This window comes from Type-C symbiont of Plautia stali, from assembly GCF_059730935.1.
This window is the reverse complement of record NZ_AP035923.1, coordinates 3,260,659-3,280,224: the sequence shown is the minus strand read 5'-3', so window position 1 is coordinate 3,280,224 and position 19,566 is coordinate 3,260,659. Positions and strand designations below refer to the sequence as shown.

The following is a 19,566-nucleotide window of genomic DNA, read 5'->3' as shown; positions in this document are numbered from 1 at the left end:
TTCGACATGAATCGTCGAATCTTTAGTCTGGTAATGCTTTATTTTTCGTCGGATGTAAAGCTTCGCACAATTGTTTTGCCGCCAGCAGCAGGCGCGGACCCGGCCGGCTCAGCCAGTCATCGTTAAGCGCAATCACCGGCACGTTAAGCTGCGGCTGCCAGAAGCGCGCGACGCTGGCGGCGCGGCTGGCATCACCGCCAGTGACAATCGCCTGCGGATGCCGCGTCAGCACCTGCTCCCGGCTCACCTGAGGCCAGCTCACACTGCTGTCAGCAAAGATATTGCGACCGCCGCACAGGGTGATGACCTCATTCTGCAGCGTGCTGCGCGCGGCGGTAAACAGCGGCTGCTGGCCAAACTGCAGAAACAGCGGCACCGGCGTTTGCTGCTGATAGCGCTGACGCAGCGTCTGCAGCTGCTGGTGTAACGCCTGCGCGGCCGCTGTGGCCCGCTGGGGCTGTGGGCTCCAGCGCTGCAGCGCCGCCAGTGCATCAATCATCTGGTCGAGTGATTGCGGATCGATCCATTCCACATGGATGCCCAGACGCTGCAGCTGCTCCACCTGGCGCAGTGGATTGCCGCCGCGCCAGGCCAGCACCACATCCGGCCTGAGCTGGACAATGCGTTCAACGCGAATGCCCTGCCAGTTCGCCACCTGCTCCAGCTGGCGAGCAGCGGCGGGATAGTCTGACCAGGCGCTCACCGCCACTGGCGTGATGCCGGCGGCAAACGCCAGTTCGGTGAGATGCGGCGACAGGGTAATGACGCGCGGTGCGGCCAGCAGACTGTGGCACAGCAGCCACAGCCCGAGCAGCAGATATTTAGCCACGCGCCAGCTGAGCCAGCAGGTTTTCTACCATCAGTGACGACTGTTTAGCCGCCACGCTGAGGAACTCTTCGAAACTCAGATGCGACGCTTTATCGGCCACGTCAGAAATAGCGCGTACCACCACGAACGGCACCTTAAACTGATGGCAAACGTGACCAATCGCCGTGGCTTCCATCTCTACCGCAATCGCCTGCGGGAAGGTGCTGCGGATACGCTCCAGCGGCGCGGCGCCATTGATAAAGGCGTCACCGCTGACCACCAGCCCGCGCACCGCGTTGAGATCCAGCTGTTTGATCACCCGCTCTGCGGCGGCAATCAGCGCACTGTCCGCGACAAACGCCGCCGGGCAGCCCGCCATCTGACCAGGCTCATAGCCAAAAGCAGTGACATCGGCATCGTGATAACGCACTTCATCGGACACCACGATATCGCCCACCTGCAGGGTTGGCGCCAGACCGCCTGCGGAACCGGTGTTGATCACCAGATCCGGTTTGCACAGCTCCAGCAGCAGCGTGGTACCGAGCGCCGCCGCGGTTTTGCCGATGCCCGATTTCAGCAGAGCCACCTCAACGCCGTTGAGCGTACCGGTGTAAATTTCGCATCCGGCCAGCGTCAGCGTCTGACGGTTTTCAATTTTGTCACGCAGCAGTGTGACTTCCTGCTCCATCGCGCCAATAATGCCTGCTTTCATAAAGAATCTCGCTGTAGTTATGGATGTATAAGGCTAAAGTGAGGCATAGTCTAACATGGCTCAATGGGGATCAATTCAGGAAAAAATAAGGGGTAACAATGGCGACGATCAATTTCAGGAAGAAGATCAGTTTCACCCGCCCTTATACCAGCCGCAAAGATCCCGAAGGCGAATACTTTATTACCCGCCATTTTGAAAGCGATCGTGGACGCATTATTAATTCTGCCGCGATTCGCCGTCTGCAACAAAAAACCCAGGTGTTTCCGCTGGAGCGGAATGCGGCCGTGCGCTCGCGCCTGACCCATTCGCTTGAGGTGCAGCAAACCGGGCGTTACATCACCAAAGAGATTCTGCATACGCTGAAAACCCAGGGCGGTGGGCTGGCGGCTTACGGCCTCGATGGCTTTGAGGGCGCGGTCGAGAGCCTGGTGGAGATGGCCTGCCTGCTGCACGACGTCGGCAACCCGCCGTTTGGCCATTTTGGTGAAGCGGCGATCAATGACTGGTTTGATGACAACCTGCCGGCCGAACTGGTGGATCCGCTGGTGGCGGGCGTGGCGGATGACGCGCAGCGTGCCGATTTCGACCGGTTAAATGCAATGATTCGTCAGGATTTGTGCCATTTCGAAGGGAATGCGCAGGCCATTCGGCTGGTACATACCCTGCTGCAGCTAAATCTTAGCTATGCGCAGGTAGCGTGTATTTTAAAATACACCGCGCCGGCGTGGTGGCAGGGCGATAAGCCGGCGGAGTTCAGCGTATTAATGAAAAAGCCGGGTTTCTATTTATCTGAGCGTGAATATGTGGCCGATCTCCGCGCGGCAACGGATATACCTGAGCACCACCGTTATCCGCTGACCTGGATAATGGAAGCGGCTGACGATATCTCCTATTGTATTGCCGACCTTGATGACGCCGTAGAAAAAGACATCTTCACCGTCGATACGCTCTATCATTCTTTGCTCAACGCCTGGGGCCCGGTGAAACCCGGCGACGCGTTCAGCCGCACCATTAATGAAGCGTGGAAAGAGGCCAATCAGAAAAAGCGTCGCAGTATTAGCGATCAATTTTTCATGTCGCTGCGGGTTAACGTCCAGAGCGTGCTGGTCAGCCATGCGGTGCGCCGCTTTGTTGATAATTTACCTGCCATTTTTGCCGGCAACTTTAACCATGCGCTGCTGGAAGACGACGGTGATGAAGGGCGCCTGTTAAAATTATTTAAAACCGTGGCGCGCCAGCAGGTGTTTAATCACCCTGAAGTTGAGCAGCTGGAATTACAGGGTTATCGGGTCATTAAAGGATTACTGGAAATTTATCAGTCGCTGATGCAGCTCGATTATGAACAGTTTACCACGTTAATGAATGAGGATTTTCTTGCGAAACATCCGATTGAAACCCGACTGTTTCATAAACTTTCCGGTAAACATCGCAAAGCTTATCAGCAACAGATGCGTAACCTGGTGGTGCAGCATAAATATCAGCGATTGTTATGGGAACGTTATTATCGCTCGCGGCTGATTCAGGACTATATCAGCGGGATGACGGACAATTACGCCTGGGATGAGTATCGTCGGTTGATGGCGGTGGAATAAGCGCAGTTTTGTAAAGACGAAGAATAAATTTTTACCTTTGCCCAATACTTTATCAGGAACTTCGCGCTAAAAACTTAATCTCATCATCACGACCACAGCAATGGTCTGCACGTTAATTTCAGAGAGACACAGACGAATGAAAAAAAGCACATTAATGTTAAGTGCGCTGGCGCTTAGTCTGGGCATGGCGTTAAGCCCTGTCAGTGTTTTCGCGGCGGAGACAGCGTCTTCCTCCAGTCAGCAACTGCCCAGCCTGGCACCGATGCTGGAAAAAGTGATGCCTTCCGTGGTCAGTATCAGCGTGGAAGGCAGCACCACGGTAAAAACCCCGCGCATGCCGCAGCAGTTCCAGCAATTCTTTGGCGATAATTCCCCGTTCTGTCAGGACGGATCGCCGTTCCAGGGTTCACCCATGTGCCAGGGCGGCGGCGGTGACGGTAGCGACGATGGCGCCAACGCGCAGAAGCAGCAGTTCCGCGCGCTCGGTTCTGGGGTAATCATCAACGCCGACAAAGGCTATGTGGTGACCAACAACCACGTGGTAGATAACGCCACCAAAATTCAGGTACAGCTGAGCGATGGCCGTCGCTACGATGCTAAGGTCATCGGCAAAGATCCGCAGTCTGACATCGCGCTGATCCAGCTGCAGGATGCGAAAAACCTGACGGCAATTAAGATCGCAGACTCCGACAATCTGCGCGTCGGTGATTACACCGTGGCCATCGGTAACCCGTACGGCCTGGGTGAAACGGTCACCTCCGGTATTGTCTCGGCGCTGGGGCGCAGCGGCCTTAACGTTGAAAACTACGAAAACTTTATTCAGACCGATGCGGCGATCAACCGCGGTAACTCCGGCGGTGCGCTGGTTAACCTCAACGGTGAGCTGATCGGTATCAACACCGCGATCCTGGCACCGGACGGCGGCAACATCGGCATTGGCTTTGCCATCCCGAGTTCCATGGTGAAAAACCTGACCGCGCAGATGGTGGAGTATGGCCAGGTGAAACGCGGCGAGCTGGGCATTATGGGCACCGAGCTCAACTCCGAGCTGGCTAAAGCGATGAAAGTGGATGCGCAGCGCGGCGCCTTTGTCAGCCAGGTGCTGCCAAACTCCGCGGCGGCGAAAGCCGGCGTGAAAGCGGGCGATGTGGTGGTCTCTATGAACGGTAAAGCGCTGACCAGCTTTGCTGCGCTGCGTGCGGAAGTCGGTTCGCTGCCGGTCGGCACCAAACTGCAGCTGGGCCTGCTGCGCGACGGCAAACCGCTGAACGTGACGGTTGAGCTGCAGCAGAGCTCACAGGATAAAGTGCAGTCCGCGACGATTTACACCGGCATTGAAGGCGCCGATCTCAGCAACGTCGACAGCAACGGCCAGAAGGGCGTGCGCGTTGACAGCGTGAAAGCCGGCAGCGCAGCGGCACGTATCGGCCTGAAGAAAGGCGATGTGATCCTCGGTGTGAACCAGCAGGCGGTAAGCAACCTTGGCGAGCTGCGTAAAATCCTCGACACCAAACCGTCGGTGCTGGCGCTCAACGTCAAGCGCGGCGACAGCAGCCTCTATCTGCTGATGCAGTAATCCTTTTATTGGTCTCTCAGGCGAGCTGCGGCTCGCCTTTTTTATTGCCTGTATGCTGCTGCGCCCCCAGTCATCTGTGCCTTCCCAGTGTGACCGCTGCCGCAATTCCGGTAATCACCCTGCGGCTATGTGCAGTTGCACAATGCCAGGGGCAATCGGGATGCGTATTCTGTCGGTTCGTCCCGAATTCTGGAGTGTTTGATGGCCACCTATCATCTTGATGCGCGACTGGCTCAGGATATCGTTGCCCGCACCATGAAAATTATCGACAGTAATGTCAATGTGATGGATGCGCGCGGCCGCATTATTGGCAGTGGCGATCGCGAGCGTATTGGCGAATTGCACGAGGGCGCGCTGCTGGTGCTGTCACAGGGCAGGGTGGTTGATATTGACGAAGCGGTGGCTAAACACCTGCACGGCGTGCGGCCGGGCATCAATTTGCCGTTGCGCATTGACGGCGACATCGTCGGCGTGATTGGCCTGACCGGCCAGCCCAGCACGTTACGCCATTACGGCGAGCTGGTGTGCATGACGGCAGAGATGATGCTGGAACAGGCGCGCCTGCTGCATATGCTGGCGCAGGACAGCCGCCTGCGTGAGGAGCTGGTGCTGAACCTGATCCGCAGCGATACGCTGTCGCCAGCGCTGAACGAATGGGCGCAGCGACTGGGCATCGATCTCAATCAGCCGCGCGTGGTGGCGGTGGTTGAAGTGGATAGCGGACAGCTGGGAGTCGATAGCGCGATGTCGGAGCTGCAGCAATTACAGACGCTGCTGACCACGCCCGATCGCGACAACCTGATCGCCATTGTTTCGCTCACCGAAATGGTGGTGCTGAAGCCAGCGCTGAATGCCCATGGCCGTTACGATCAGGACGATCATCGCCGCCGCGTCGATCAACTGCTGCAGCGCATGAAAGAGAGCGGTCAGGTGCGGATGCGCATCGCGCTCGGCAATTTCTTTACCGGGCCCGGCAGCATTGCGCGCTCTTACCGCACCGCCCGCACTACCATGATGGTGGGCAAACAGCGCATGCCGCAGCAGCGGAGCTTCTTCTATCAGGATCTGGTGCTGCCAGTGCTGCTGGATAGCCTGCGCGGCGGCTGGCAGGCCAGCGAGCTGGCACGTCCGCTGGCAAAGCTGAAGAGCATGGACAATAACGGTTTGCTGCGGCGCACGCTGGTTGCGTGGTTCAGCCATAACGTGCAGCCGAGCGCCACGGCGCGCGCGCTGTTTATTCATCGCAATACGCTGGAGTACCGCCTGAACCGCATCTCGGAACTGACCGGCCTTAATCTGGCGAACTTTGACGATCGGCTGCTGCTGTATGTGGCGCTGCAGCTTGATGAGCAGGCATAAAAAAGGCCAGCAGTGGCTGGCCTGAGAAGCGGCGGGAATTAGCGACCGTTGCGGGTCAGCTGATCGAGATCGGATTCGATTTCGGCGATTTTGTTCGACACCACGTTCTCCAGATGGCGCAGATCGGCGAGGATTTTGCGCTTCAGATCCACTTCTACCTGATCGCGCTGGCAGATCTGATCCAGTTCGTCGATCACGTAACGCAGGTTAGGGCTGATTTCCTGAATCTCTTTATAACCCTGGGTGGTGTGATCGGCCACCACGGTTTTGCGCTGACGCGGGTATTTGAACTTCACGCTTTTGGCGAAGAACTCGCCCTTGTCTTTGCGGAAGTAGATTTTCAGGATGTCGTTGTTGGCTTCCTGACGCAGGCTGTAGCGGTCAATGTCTTCAGGATTGCTGATACCTAAGCTTTTCAGGTTGTCGTACATAGCGTTTATATTCCATCTGAGAGTGAGTGAGCGCGCAGGATTATCATCATCATTCGGCTGCGTAATAAGCGCAACGAACCGAACGCTTACGGCATACTTAATCAACTGTAGACACAAAAACCGGGATGAACAGTGCGCGACCGGAGTTAACTGGCGCGGATTATGACCTGTTTGAAAAACAAACGCACCTGTTAATTCGCGGCGCGAAACAGGTAATAGCGGCAGGAGTGTAAAGAAAAAATGACGGGCCTGAATACAGGCCCGTGGGTATAAAAATACGCGGGAAGAAAAAACTTAATCGATGGTACGCAGCAGTTCGTTGATGCCGGTTTTTGCCAGCGTTTTCGCGTCGACTTTCTTCACGATCACCGCACAGTACAGGCTGTAGCTACCGTCTTTAGACGGCAGGTTACCGGAAACCACCACCGAACCCGCCGGTACGCGGCCGTAGTGCACTTCACCGGTTTCGCGGTCATAAATTTTGGTGCTCTGGCCGATGTAAACGCCCATAGAGATCACCGAACCTTCTTCGACGATCACGCCTTCAACGATCTCGGAACGGGCACCGATAAAGCAGTTATCTTCGATGATGGTTGGATTGGCCTGCAGCGGTTCCAGTACGCCGCCGATGCCGACGCCGCCGGACAGGTGCACGTTTTTACCAATCTGCGCACAGGAGCCGACGGTGGCCCAGGTGTCAACCATGGTGCCTTCATCGACATACGCACCGATGTTGACATAGGACGGCATCAGCACGGTGTTGCGCGCGATGAATGCACCCTGACGCACTGCGGCCGGTGGCACGACGCGGAAGCCGGCGCTTTTAAAGCGCGCTTCATCCCAGCCGGCAAATTTCATCGGCACTTTGTCGTAGAAGCGGGTCTCTGCCCCGTCGATCACCTGGTTGTCGTTGATACGGAACGACAGCAGTACCGCTTTTTTCAGCCACTGATGCGTTACCCATTCGCCGTTGATCTTTTCTGACACGCGCAGTTCACCGCTGTCCAGCAGGCCAATCACCTGGTTGATCGCTTCACGGGTGGCGCTGTCCACGCTGGTCGGCGTAATGTCGGCGCGGCGTTCAAAGGCAGATTCGATAACGCTCTGTAACTGTTGCATATTTAATTCCTGAGTCTGTCATTGCGGATGCACGCCAGCTGGCGTGCAGAGTAAAATTATCAGGCAAACATCCTTCATGCTGCAGAACGGTGGCGCGCCTATCGGAGCGAGATCCACGGATGGGCCGGGTCACCAGGCCAATGCATCGGCAACGTGAAGAATGGAAGCCGGGTCACATTTTATCGTTTGGATTAAGTACCTCTGTCAACCGTTGTTGCAGCACGGAGCGCATTTCGGCATCCAGCGCACGTCGTTCGCTGTTGGCAAGGATGAACAAATCCTCCACCCGTTCGCCGATGGTACTGATGCGGGCGCCGTGCAGCGAAACGCCGAGGTCAGCAAACACTTCGCCCACGCGCGCCAGCAAACCTGGCTGGTCCAGCGCCACCAGCTCCAGATAGCTGCGGCGGTCGGTATGGGTGGGCAAAAAGTTGACTTCGGTATCGACGCTGAAGTGTTTCAGACGTGACGACGGCCGGCGCGTACGCGGTGGCACCCACTGCGTTTGCGTGATCGCCTGCTCCAGCGCCTGGATAATCAGCGGATGGCGATCCGCTGCCAGCGGACTGCCGTCCGGCTCCAGCACAATAAAGGTGTCCATGGCCATGCCGTCGCGGCTGGTAAAGATCTGCGCATCGTGCACGCTCAGATTACGGCGGTCGAGCTCTCCGGCTACGGCGGCAAACAGGTAAGGGCGATCCGGGCTCCAGATGAAGATCTCGGTGCCGCCGCGCGTGGCCTGCGGGCTTACCAGCACCAGCGGTTTGCTGAGGTCATGATTGATCAGATGCCGCGCGTGCCACGCCAGCTGGTTGGGCGTATGGCGCAGGAAGTAGTCGGCGCGGCAGCGGCTCCAGATATGGTGCAGGCGCTCTTCGTTGAGATTTTCCATGCGCAGCAGCGCCAGCGCCTGCAGCCGGTGATGACGCACGCGCTCGCGCAGATCCGGGCTGTTCTCCATACCGCGGCGCAGCTGTTTTTCGGTGGCGAAGAACAGTTCACGTAGCAGGCTCTGTTTCCAGCTGTTCCACAGGCTTTCATTGGTGGCGCAGATGTCGGCAACCGTCAGGCAGGCCAGATAGCGCAGCCGGTTTTCATTTTGCATCACTTCAGCAAACTGCTGAATCACCGTGGGGTCCTGAATGTCGCGACGCTGAGCAGTCACCGACATCAGCAGGTGATGACGCACCAGCCACGCCACCAGCTGCATTTCGCGCGAATTGAGGCCGTGCAGCTCAGCAAAGTCCAGCGCGTCCTGCGCGCCAAGAATCGAGTGGTCGCCGCCGCGCCCTTTGGCGATATCGTGCAGCAGCGCGGCCATCAGCAGCAGCTCCGGCTGCGGCAGGCGCGGCCACAGCTCGACGCACAGCGGGTGCATCGGGCGCGTGGCTTCGTCGGCAAAACTCTCCAGCTTCTGCAACACGCGGATGGTGTGCTCATCCACGGTGTAGGCATGGAACAGGTCGAACTGCATCTGGCCGACAATGTTGCCCCACAGCGGCGTATAAGCCCACAGTACGCTGTGGCGGTGCATCGGCAGCAGCGCGCGCTTTACCGCGCCAGGGTGGCGCAGAATCGCCATAAAAGTGCGGCGCGCTTCGGGGATCTGACACAGCGGCTGTTGCAGATGACGGCGGGCGTAGCGCAGCTGGCGCAGCGTGGTGGAATAGATGCCGGTGATGGTTTCGTTACGCACCATCACGTAAAACATGCGCAGAATCGCCTGCGGCTCGCGCTCAAACAGCGTGGGATCGCGCAGGTCGATCAGATTACCGCGCAGCTGAAAATCCTCATCGATGCTGCGCGGCTTCTCGGTGGTCGACAGCGCCAGAATGGCTTCGTCAAACAGCTGCAGCAGCATCTGGTTCAGCTCGCCGATACGGCGCGTGACGCGATAGAAATCTTTCATCATGCGCTCAACCGGCTCATTGCCTTCACCGCCATAGTTGAGGCGCTGTGCCACGTTGAGCTGGCGATCGAACAGTAAGCGGTTATCGTAGCGCGGCAGCGTCAGGTGCAGCGCGAAACGGATGCGCCAGAGAAATTCCTGGCACTCATTGATTTCATTGCGTTCGGCTTCAGTGAGAAAGCCAAAGCCGACCATCTCATCCATGGTGGTGGCGCCAAAGTGGCGGCGCGCGACCCACTGCAGAGTATGAATGTCGCGCAGCCCGCCCGGGCTGCTTTTGATATCCGGTTCGAGGTTGTAGCTGGTGCCGTGATAGCGCTGATGGCGTTCCAGCTGCTCCTCAATTTTGGCGGCGAAGAACCGTGACGACGGCCAGAAACCGTCGCTGAAGATATTTTTTTGCAGTTCGAGAAACAGCGCCACGTCGCCGGTCAGCATGCGCGACTCAATCAGGTTGGTGGCGACGGTGAGATCCGACAAGCCCTCCAGCAGACACTCTTCCAGCGTGCGTACGCTGTGGCCGACCTCCAGCTTGAGATCCCACATCAGCGTCAGCAGTTCTGAGGTGCGCTGCGCGGCAGCTTCGTCCAGTGGCTGACGGCTCAGGATCAGCACGTCGATGTCCGACAGCGGATGCAGCTCGCCGCGGCCATAGCCGCCCACCGCCACCAGCGCGATCTCTTTCATCTGGTCAAAGCCAAACAGCCGCCACAGCCGGCGCAGCAGGCGATCGATAAACAGCGTGCGCGCATCAATCAGTGATTCGATATCGCTGCCGGCGTCAAAAGCGCTGCCCAGATGCTGCTGGAACTGTTCTAGATATTGTTTGAGTTTGTCGCGCGTCAGCGCGTCGTCTGGCCAGCTGGCGGGGGAATCGGTCAGGCCTTTGTGTACTGCTTCGGTCACGCTACCACTCATCAACATGCCTCTTCTGCGCCATAAAAAGCGGGCTTAACGCCGTGATGCCGTTCAGTTAGCCACCGTCCGTGACATCACCGCAGTAGCGGCGCGGGTTAACGCGCAACTGATGGCGCCGCTACGGGAGGTGCAGGGATGGGTGAACCTAAACTGACAGGCGTTCGTTTTGAGCCGGCCTGTTATCCTGATGACGAGCGTTACGCGTTGTTTTCCAGCACCGCTGGAATAGTGTCGTCGGCGCGCAGCGTCAGGATCTCACAGCCGTTTTCCGTCACCACAATAGTATGCTCGTACTGTGCGGACAAGCTGCGATCTTTGGTTTTCACCGTCCAGCCATCTTTCATGGTGCGGATGCGATAATCACCGGCGTTTACCATCGGTTCGACGGTAAACGTCATGCCAGCCTGCAGCACCACGCCGCTGTCGTCGGCATCGTAATGCAGCACCTGCGGCTCTTCATGGAAGCCTTTACCGATGCCGTGTCCGCAATACTCGCGGACCACGGAAAAATCCTGTGCTTCCACGTATTTCTGAATCGCCCGGCCCAGTTCACGCAGGCGAATGCCCGGCTTCACCAGACGCAGCGCAATGTACAGGCTCTCCTGCGTAACCCGGCACAGGCGCTCGCCCTGAATCGTCGGTTTGCCGACGATGAACATCTTTGACGTATCGCCATGGTATTCATCTTTGATCACCGTGACGTCGACGTTAACGATATCCCCGTCTTTCAGCACGCGATCGTCGCTGGGAATACCGTGACATACCACTTCGTTGACCGAAATACACACTGATTTCGGGAAACCGTGGTAGCCGAGACAGGCTGAAATGGCCTGCTGCTTTTCGGTGATGTGCTGGTGGCACAGACGGTCAAGCTCGCCGGTGGTGACGCCTGGCACGACGTGTGGAGCAATCATCTCCAGCACTTCGGCAGCCAGACGGCCCGCCACGCGCATTTTTTCGATTTCTTCTGGGGTTTTGATTGAAATGGCCATTAAATAATCCGCAATCGCCGCAATTTTCGACAATAATGAGTTCTGTGGCAGTCATGTTAGCAGTCAGCAAATGGGCTGCCAAATCGGGATTATACCCTGCCGCTCATGCTAACAACTGTTGGCGTATTCCTGCGCATTGTGGTATAAAGCGCGCCGACGATTCTCTGTCACCTCGTATGAGAGGGCAGGAAACGCATAAATCTCATTATGTGTACTAAAACACACATGTATCGACACGTACGCCGGGGTGCCTCGTAAGAGGTCGGTTGTATGGGATACATGGAGGCCCAACCCCAAACAAACTTTTAGAGGTAATCATGGCAACTGTTTCCATGCGCGACATGCTCAAGGCTGGTGTTCACTTCGGTCACCAGACCCGTTACTGGAACCCAAAAATGAAGCCATTCATTTTCGGTGCGCGTAACAAAGTTCACATCATCAACCTTGAGAAAACCGTACCAATGTTCAACGAAGCCCTGGCTGAGCTGAACAAGATCTCTTCCCGTAAAGGTAAGATCCTGTTTGTTGGTACCAAGCGCGCTGCTGCCGAAGCGGTAAAAGAGTCTGCACTGAGCTGCGACCAGTTCTTCGTTAACCACCGCTGGCTGGGTGGTATGCTGACCAACTGGAAAACCGTTCGTCAGTCAATCAAACGCCTGAAAGATCTGGAAACTCAGTCTCAGGACGGTACTTTCGACAAACTGACCAAGAAAGAAGCACTGATGCGTGCTCGTGAGCTGGCCAAGCTGGAAAACAGCCTGGGCGGTATCAAAGATATGGGCGGTCTGCCGGATGCACTGTTCGTTGTTGACGCTGACCACGAACACATCGCAATCAAAGAAGCAAACAACCTGGGTATCCCGGTATTTGCTATCGTTGATACTAACTCTGATCCAGACGGCGTTGATTTCGTTATCCCAGGTAACGACGATGCGATCCGTGCTGTAAGCCTGTACCTGACTGCCGTTGCCACTACCGTGCGCGAAGGCCGTTCACAGGACCTGGCTGAGCAGGCTGAAGAAGCTGCTGAAGCTTAATAAGGTTCGCTCTTTCTGAGAGCCCTTAGACATCAGATGTGATCTGTTAAGGGGCCGTGAAGGCCCCTTTATTTATCTCACTTAGTCACGCACCCTGTTCGGGCTGGCGGGGCAAGTAAATTTTCCGCAACAAGTTTCTGACAGTGTGAAAGCACTGCGAGACGAATCGAGGATTCTGGAATGGCTGAAATTACCGCTGCACTGGTAAAAGAACTGCGCGAGCGTACTGGCGCAGGCATGATGGACTGCAAAAAAGCGCTGACCGAAGCGAACGGCGACATTGAGCTGGCGATCGAGAACATGCGTAAGTCTGGTGCGATCAAAGCTGCTAAGAAAGCAGGCAACGTGGCTGCTGACGGCGTGATCAAAACCAAAATCGCTGACGGCTACGCCGTGATTCTGGAAGTGAACTGCCAGACTGACTTCGTGGCAAAAGATGCCGGTTTCCAGGCCTTTGCTGACAAAGTGCTGGACGCTGCTGCTGCCGGTAAAGTGACTGATGTGGAAGTTCTGAAAGCGCAGTTCGAAGAAGAGCGCGTGGCACTGGTTGCGAAAATCGGTGAGAACATCAACATCCGTCGTGTTGCTGTCCTCGAAGGTGCTGAGCTGAACGGCTATCTGCACGGCGCACGTATCGGCGTACTGGTTTCTACCACCGGTGCTGATGAAGAGCTGAGCAAGCAGATTGCTATGCACGTTGCTGCCAGCAAGCCAGAGTTCGTGAAGCCAGAAGACGTTTCTGCTGACGTGGTTGAGAAAGAGTACCAGGTTCAGCTGGACATCGCGATGCAGTCTGGCAAGCCAAAAGAGATTGCTGAGAAGATGGTTGAAGGCCGCATGAAGAAATTCACCGGCGAAGTCTCTCTGACCGGTCAGGCTTTCGTTATCGATCCGAGCAAAACTGTTGGCCAGGCGCTGAAAGAGAAAGGCGCTGACGTGATCAACTTCATCCGCTTCGAAGTGGGCGAAGGCATTGAGAAAGTCGAATCTGACTTTGCAGCCGAAGTTGCTGCCATGTCCAAACAGTCTTAATGGTTTGCAGGAACCGCCGAGAGGCGGTTCTTTTTTGTCTGCGTTTTGGCGCAGCAATTTTCAGTCTCATCCCAATAGCTTTTCTCACGCGCTAAGCGGATGATCGATCAGATTTAACTTCTCATTCATCTTATCTTCCAGGAAGAATTGACCATGGCGACCAACGCAAAACCTGTATATCAACGTATCTTACTGAAACTGAGCGGCGAAGCACTGCAGGGTGCCGAAGGTTTTGGTATCGACGCGAGCGTGCTTGACCGTATGGCGCAAGAGGTGAAAGAGCTGGTTGAGCTGGGCATTCAGGTGGGTGTGGTAATTGGTGGCGGTAACCTGTTCCGTGGCGCGGGTCTGGCGCAGGCAGGTATGAACCGCGTGGTCGGCGACCACATGGGGATGCTGGCGACCGTGATGAACGGCCTGGCAATGCGTGACGCACTGCATCGTGCGTACGTCAACGCGCGCCTGATGTCGGCGATTCCGCTGAACGGCGTGTGTGATAACTACAGCTGGGCAGAAGCCATCAGCCTGCTGCGCAATAACCGCGTGGTGATTTTCTCTGCCGGTACCGGCAACCCGTTCTTTACCACCGACTCAGCGGCCTGCCTGCGCGGCATCGAAATCGAAGCGGACGTGGTACTGAAAGCCACCAAGGTCGACGGCGTCTACTCAGCCGACCCGGTGAAAAATCCGGATGCCACGCTGTATGAACAGCTGACCTACGGTGAAGTGCTGGAAAAAGAGCTGAAAGTGATGGATCTGGCCGCCTTTACGCTGGCGCGCGACCATCAACTGCCGATCCGCGTCTTCAATATGAACAAGCCTGGCGCGTTGCGTCGCGTGGTGATGGGTGAAAAAGAAGGCACCCTGATTACGCATTAATACCCGACGCAGGATAAAATAAGGTATATTCTGTTGGCGCGCTGCACTGCTGTCGCGCAGCATTCAGGATGATCGATGTTTATCGATACCGTTTCCGTTCCGCTGCGTCCGGAAGTGGCCAGGTCAAACCGAATCCAAGGGTTTCAACGTGATTAACGATATTAAAAAAGATGCTGAAACGCGCATGGACAAATGCGTGGAAGCATTCAAAAACACCATCAGCAAAGTGCGCACCGGTCGTGCTTCGCCTTCACTGCTCGACGGCATCGTTGTGGAATATTACGGTACGCCAACGCCGCTGCGTCAGCTGGCCAGCGTCACCGTTGAAGATTCACGCACGCTGAAAATCAACGTGTTCGATCGCTCAATGGGTCCGGCAGTCGAGAAAGCCATCATGGCTTCTGACCTCGGCCTCAACCCAAGCTCAGCCGGTAGCGACATTCGTGTTCCACTGCCTGCGCTGACCGAAGAGCGTCGTAAAGATCTGATCAAGGTTGTGCGTGGCGAAGCCGAGCAGGGCCGTGTTTCCGTGCGCAACGTGCGCCGTGACGCGAACGACAAGATCAAGGCGCTGCTGAAAGACAAAGAGATCAGCGAAGACGACGAACGTCGCTCGCAGGACGAGATCCAGAAAATGACCGACGTTCGCATCAAGCACGTTGATGCGGCGCTGGCCGAGAAAGAGAAGGAACTGATGGAATTCTGATTCCGTCATTTGCCTGACAAAACGCCGTTCAGAGACGTAGTACGACTCTGGCGGCGTTTTACATTGTGCCCGGCGTACGCGCGGGCGCGCACCACGACTTCACAGGGACAGCACCATGAAGCGATTAACTCTGCTGGGTTCGACCGGCTCAATTGGCACCAGCACGCTGGCGGTAGTGGCGGCGCATCCTGAACGCTATCAGGTGACTGCGCTGGTGGCAGGTCAAAATGTGGCGCTGATGGCCGAACAGTGTCAGCAATTTAAACCGCGCTACGCGGCGATGTCGGACGACGCTTCCGCTACGGCGCTGCGTGAACGACTGAAAGCACTCAACATCGATACGGAAGTGCTCTCCGGCGTTCAGGCCGCCTGCGAACTGGCCGCACTGGATGAGGTCGATCAGGTAATGGCCGCCATTGTGGGCGCTTCCGGCTTACAACCGACGCTGGCCGCCATTCGCGCCGGCAAAACCGTCCTGCTTGCCAATAAAGAATCGCTTGTCACATGCGGCCGTTTGTTTATGGAGGCGGTACGCCAGCATCAGGCGCAGCTGCTGCCGGTCGACAGCGAGCACAACGCCATTTTTCAGAGTTTGCCCGCTTCCATACAGCATCAGTTGGGGTACGCTGATCTGCGGGAGAATGGCATCGAGTCGATTCTCCTTACGGGATCGGGTGGCCCTTTTCGTGACACGCCATTAGCCGAGCTGGCCGCTATGACGCCAGATCAGGCCTGTGCGCATCCGAATTGGTCAATGGGGCGTAAAATCTCCGTTGATTCGGCCACCATGATGAATAAAGGTCTTGAATACATTGAAGCCCGCTGGCTGTTCAACGCCACCGACGCACAAATGGAGGTCATCCTGCATCCGCAGTCGGTGATTCACTCCATGGTGCGATACTGCGACGGTAGCGTGCTGGCGCAGCTGGGTTCACCCGATATGCGCACGCCAATCGCCCACAGCATGGCCTGGCCGGCACGTATTACCGCAGGCGTAACGCCGCTTGATTTCACCCGAATGAAGGCGCTGACGTTTGCTGAGCCGGACTACGCACGCTATCCCTGCCTGAAGCTGGCAATCGATGCATGCGCAACCGGACAGGCGGCCACCACCACGCTGAACGCAGCCAATGAAGTCGCGGTAGCGGCATTTCTGCAGCATCAGATTCGCTTTACCGATATCGCGGCCATCAACAGTGAAGTGCTGGCAACCCTGCAGTGTCAGGAGCCGGGCAGCGTGGATGACGTGATGGAGATTGATCGGATCGCACGCGTGCGGGCTACGGCGTTGCTGCCGCGCTTTCGTTTAGCCGGTTGATGGTGGCGCTATTTGTTCGCTCAGGGTGAAAATGGTATAGTCGCTCGCTCGCGTTTTACGGCCCGACATTGTTTCGATGTCATCCGGTGAGGTTACCGGCGTTTGCCGCAGGCGCAATGTATTCAGAAACCACAGCATTTCTGATGAAAGGAATTATTACGCGTTATGTCGTCCAACAATCACAATACAATCGATGACGGGTCGTACTGCACGCCACGTCACGTGGCCATCATTATGGATGGTAATGGTCGCTGGGCAAAAAATCAGGGCAAACTGCGTATTTCAGGCCACAAAGCCGGGGTAAAATCAGTACGCCGGGCTGTCAGCTTTGCGGTCAGCAACAAGCTGGAAGCGCTCACGCTCTATGCGTTCAGCAGTGAAAACTGGAGCCGACCGGTACAGGAAGTGACGGCCTTAATGGAACTGTTTGTCTGGGCGCTCGACAGCGAAGTCAAAAGCCTGCACAAGCACAATGTGCGTCTGCGCATTATTGGTGATATCAGCCGTTTCAATAACCGCATTCAGGAACGCATTCGCCGCGCCGAGGAACTGACTCAGCAAAATGATGGACTCACCCTCAACATTGCTGCCAACTATGGTGGCCGTTGGGATATTATCCAGGGTGTAAAAAAACTGGCTGAACAGGTTCAGGAAGGACTGCTACGTCCTGACCAGATAACTGAAGAAAGTCTGGCTCCGCATCTGTGTATGCAGGAGCAAGCGCCGGTGGATTTAGTGATAAGGACCGGGGGAGAGCATCGGATCAGCAACTTCCTGCTGTGGCAGATCGCCTATGCTGAGTTTTGGTTTACCGATGTTCTCTGGCCTGATTTTGATGAACACGTTTTTGAAGGTGCACTGAATGCATTCTCTCTGCGGGAGCGACGCTATGGCGGCGCTGCACCAGGCGGCGCCTGAGCAACCTGGGGGTAACCTTTGCTGAAGTCTCGTCTGATCACCGCGTTTATTCTGATTCCGCTGGTGATCGCTGCTCTGTTTTGGTTGCCGCTGTCCGGTTTTGCGATTACCACCATCATCATCTGCATGCTTGCCGCCTGGGAGTGGGGGCAGCTGGCGGGGATGGCAACGCGTCAGCAGCGTATCTGGCTGGCGGTGCTATGCGGCCTGCTGCTGGCGGTGATGCTGTTCACCCTGCAACCCTATCAACGTAATCTGCACCAGTTCCAGATGGAGAGCTCGCTCTGGGCCTCGCTGGGCTGGTGGATTGTCGCGCTGTTTCTCGTGCTGTTTTATCCGGCCTCCGCTGCGCTGTGGCGCGCATCGCGTCCGCTGCGCCTGCTGTTTGGCGTGCTGACCGTGGTGCCGTTCTTCTGGGGCATGATGGCGCTGCGCCAGTATCACTATGACACCGACCATTTCGCCGGCGCCTGGTGGCTGCTGTTCGTGATGTTCCTCGTCTGGGGCGCGGATTCCGGTGCTTACATGTTTGGTCGTCTGTTCGGCAAGCATAAGCTGGCGCCGAAAGTCTCGCCGGGCAAAACCTGGGAAGGCTTCTTTGGCGGACTGCTGTCATCGGCGATTATCGCCTGGCTGTTTGCGCTGCTGGCCCCGCTATCGGTGGCGCCGGGCACGCTGATTATCTGCGCCGTGATTGCCACGCTGGCCTCCGTGCTGGGCGATCTCACGGAAAGTATGTTCAAACGTGAAGCCGGTATCAAAGACAGCGGTAACCTGATTCCGGGGCACGGTGGTATCCTCGATCGCATTGATAGCCTGACAGCCGCGGTGCCGGTATTTGCCTGCCTGCTGCTGCTGGTGTTCCGCACCCTCTGAGGATAAGCGACGATGTTGAGCATACTCTGGAGTTTTGTCGCCTTTATCGTGGCGCTCGGCGTGCTGATTACGGTGCACGAGTTCGGCCACTTCTGGGTGGCGCGTCGCTGCGGTGTCAAAGTAGAACGCTTCTCGATCGGTTTCGGCAAAGCCCTGTGGCGTCGCACTGACCGCCAGGGCACGGAATACGTGATCGCGCTGATTCCGCTCGGTGGCTACGTCAAAATGCTCGACGAGCGCGTAGAGAGCGTGCCCGCTGAGCTGCGTCATCAGGCCTTCAACAATAAAACCGTGCTGCAGCGTGCCTCAATCATTGCCGCCGGTCCCATCGCCAATTTCATCTTTGCCGTGTTCGCCTACTGGGTGGTGTTCATCCATGGGGTGCCGGGTGTTCGCCCGGTGGTCGGCGAAATTATGAGCGGTTCCGTCGCGGCAGAAGCGCAAATTACCTCCGGCATGGAACTTAAAGCGGTTGACGGTATCGAAACGCCTGACTGGGATGCTGTGCGCCTGGCGCTGATTGGTAAAATCGGCGACAGCAGTGCCACGCTGACCGTGTCACAGTTTGGTCAGCAGGCGACGCAGCAGAAGCAGCTCAATCTGCTTGACTGGCAATTTGAACCGGACAAACAGGACCCGGTGGTCGCTTTAGGTATCCGACCACGCGGGCCGCAAATCGAAACCACGCTGGCCGAAGTGCAGGCGCGTTCACCGGCAAGTGCTGCCGGTTTGCAAGCCGGCGACAGGATCGTTAAAGTCGATGGTCAGCCATTAACGCAATGGCAGGTTTTTGCGGCTCAGGTTCGGGATAATCCCGGCAAAAACATGGCGCTGGAGGTTGAGCGTAACGGTGAACCGTTAACGCTGACACTAACGCCGGAAGCGAAACCGGGCAACGCAGCGGAAGGTTTTGCCGGGGTGATCCCGCGTGTGATCCCGCTGCCGGATGAGTACAAAACGGTAAAACAGTACGGACCTTTCGCCGCGATTGGTGAAGCCGGTGTCAAAACCTGGCAACTGATGAAGCTGACGGTTTCGATGCTGGGCAAGTTGATAACCGGGGACGTCAAGCTGAATAACCTGAGCGGGCCAATTTCGATTGCGCAGGGTGCCGGATTGTCAGCTGAATATGGGGTGATTTATTACCTGATGTTCCTCGCGCTGATTAGCGTCAACTTAGGGATCATCAATCTGTTCCCTCTGCCGGTTTTAGATGGTGGACATCTGCTCTTTCTGGCGATCGAAAAGATCAAAGGTGGACCGGTGTCCGAGCGAGTTCAGGACTTCAGTTATCGCATCGGCTCAATTTTGCTGGTGCTTTTAATGGGGCTTGCACTTTTCAATGATTTCTCTCGCCTGTAATCGCTGGAACGCAGACAGGCGC

The 19,566-nt window shown here is 56.6% G+C and carries 17 protein-coding genes; 11 read left to right on the top strand and 6 right to left on the bottom strand.

What is annotated here, in order from left to right:
- Window positions 1-22: 22 nt before the first annotated feature.
- Both btuF and mtnN read right to left on the bottom strand, forming a co-directional pair.
- Entirely contained in the window at window positions 23-829 is an 807-nt protein-coding gene (gene btuF / locus AC6I7J_RS15600; protein WP_058774800.1) for a vitamin B12 ABC transporter substrate-binding protein BtuF, read from the bottom strand.
- Window positions 822-1,520 (bottom strand): 5'-methylthioadenosine/S-adenosylhomocysteine nucleosidase, encoded by a 699-nt coding sequence (gene mtnN, locus AC6I7J_RS15595; RefSeq protein ID WP_498006119.1) that lies wholly within the window; start codon window positions 1,518-1,520, stop codon window positions 822-824. The genes btuF and mtnN overlap by 8 nt, the downstream gene beginning before the upstream one ends.
- 98 nt (window positions 1,521-1,618) lie before the next feature.
- Here mtnN and dgt point away from each other — a divergent pair, with 98 nt between their 5' ends.
- From dgt to AC6I7J_RS15580, 3 genes are all read left to right on the top strand, one after another.
- A complete protein-coding gene (gene dgt / locus AC6I7J_RS15590) occupies window positions 1,619-3,112 on the top strand; it encodes a dGTPase (RefSeq protein ID WP_021507497.1) in 1,494 nt (497 codons plus the stop codon).
- 136 nt (window positions 3,113-3,248) lie between these two features.
- A complete protein-coding gene (gene degP, locus AC6I7J_RS15585) occupies window positions 3,249-4,688 on the top strand; it encodes a serine endoprotease DegP (RefSeq protein WP_058759526.1) in 1,440 nt (479 codons plus the stop codon).
- Window positions 4,689-4,889: 201 nt separating this feature from the next.
- On the top strand, window positions 4,890-6,047 hold the full coding sequence (locus AC6I7J_RS15580; protein ID WP_021507495.1) for a CdaR family transcriptional regulator: 1,158 nt from the start codon (window positions 4,890-4,892) through the stop codon (window positions 6,045-6,047).
- A 38-nt stretch (window positions 6,048-6,085) separates the two neighbouring features.
- Here the strand turns inward: AC6I7J_RS15580 and AC6I7J_RS15575 are convergent, their stop codons facing one another.
- The 4 genes from AC6I7J_RS15575 to map all read right to left on the bottom strand — a co-directional run bounded on the left by AC6I7J_RS15575 (window position 6,086) and on the right by map (window position 11,416).
- Window positions 6,086-6,478: a DUF3461 family protein gene (locus AC6I7J_RS15575; protein ID WP_010616197.1), complete on the bottom strand. Its 393-nt coding sequence runs from the start codon at window positions 6,476-6,478 to the stop codon at window positions 6,086-6,088.
- 294 nt (window positions 6,479-6,772) lie between these two features.
- Complete coding sequence (dapD, locus tag AC6I7J_RS15570; protein WP_021507493.1) at window positions 6,773-7,597, bottom strand: 2,3,4,5-tetrahydropyridine-2,6-dicarboxylate N-succinyltransferase; 825 nt, start codon at window positions 7,595-7,597, stop codon at window positions 6,773-6,775.
- 172 nt (window positions 7,598-7,769) lie between these two features.
- The gene (gene glnD, locus AC6I7J_RS15565) at window positions 7,770-10,424 is read right to left on the bottom strand and encodes a bifunctional uridylyltransferase/uridylyl-removing protein GlnD (protein ID WP_021507492.1); all 2,655 of its coding nucleotides are present in this window, start codon (window positions 10,422-10,424) and stop codon (window positions 7,770-7,772) included.
- A gap of 197 nt (window positions 10,425-10,621) precedes the next feature.
- On the bottom strand, window positions 10,622-11,416 hold the full coding sequence (map, locus tag AC6I7J_RS15560; RefSeq protein ID WP_021507491.1) for a type I methionyl aminopeptidase: 795 nt from the start codon (window positions 11,414-11,416) through the stop codon (window positions 10,622-10,624).
- A gap of 317 nt (window positions 11,417-11,733) precedes the next feature.
- Here map and rpsB point away from each other — a divergent pair, with 317 nt between their 5' ends.
- The 8 genes from rpsB (at window position 11,734) to rseP (ending at window position 19,544) form a co-directional block, all read left to right on the top strand.
- Window positions 11,734-12,453, top strand: a complete 720-nt coding sequence (gene rpsB / locus AC6I7J_RS15555) for a 30S ribosomal protein S2 (RefSeq protein ID WP_031279692.1) — start codon at window positions 11,734-11,736, stop codon at window positions 12,451-12,453.
- A 180-nt stretch (window positions 12,454-12,633) separates the two neighbouring features.
- Window positions 12,634-13,485 (top strand): translation elongation factor Ts, encoded by an 852-nt coding sequence (gene tsf, locus AC6I7J_RS15550; RefSeq protein WP_058780470.1) that lies wholly within the window; start codon window positions 12,634-12,636, stop codon window positions 13,483-13,485.
- Window positions 13,486-13,638: 153 nt separating this feature from the next.
- A complete protein-coding gene (gene pyrH / locus AC6I7J_RS15545; protein ID WP_010616191.1) occupies window positions 13,639-14,364 on the top strand; it encodes a UMP kinase in 726 nt (241 codons plus the stop codon).
- A gap of 148 nt (window positions 14,365-14,512) precedes the next feature.
- On the top strand, window positions 14,513-15,070 hold the full coding sequence (gene frr, locus AC6I7J_RS15540; protein ID WP_021507488.1) for a ribosome recycling factor: 558 nt from the start codon (window positions 14,513-14,515) through the stop codon (window positions 15,068-15,070).
- A 115-nt stretch (window positions 15,071-15,185) separates the two neighbouring features.
- Window positions 15,186-16,388, top strand: a complete 1,203-nt coding sequence (gene ispC / locus AC6I7J_RS15535; RefSeq protein WP_498006117.1) for a 1-deoxy-D-xylulose-5-phosphate reductoisomerase — start codon at window positions 15,186-15,188, stop codon at window positions 16,386-16,388.
- 165 nt (window positions 16,389-16,553) lie between these two features.
- Window positions 16,554-17,306: a (2E,6E)-farnesyl-diphosphate-specific ditrans,polycis-undecaprenyl-diphosphate synthase gene (gene ispU / locus AC6I7J_RS15530; protein ID WP_021507486.1), complete on the top strand. Its 753-nt coding sequence runs from the start codon at window positions 16,554-16,556 to the stop codon at window positions 17,304-17,306.
- 18 nt (window positions 17,307-17,324) lie between these two features.
- The gene (gene cdsA, locus AC6I7J_RS15525) at window positions 17,325-18,182 is read left to right on the top strand and encodes a phosphatidate cytidylyltransferase (protein ID WP_010616187.1); all 858 of its coding nucleotides are present in this window, start codon (window positions 17,325-17,327) and stop codon (window positions 18,180-18,182) included.
- Between the two features lie 12 nt (window positions 18,183-18,194).
- Entirely contained in the window at window positions 18,195-19,544 is a 1,350-nt protein-coding gene (gene rseP / locus AC6I7J_RS15520) for a sigma E protease regulator RseP (protein WP_498006115.1), read from the top strand.
- Window positions 19,545-19,566 lie beyond the last annotated feature (22 nt).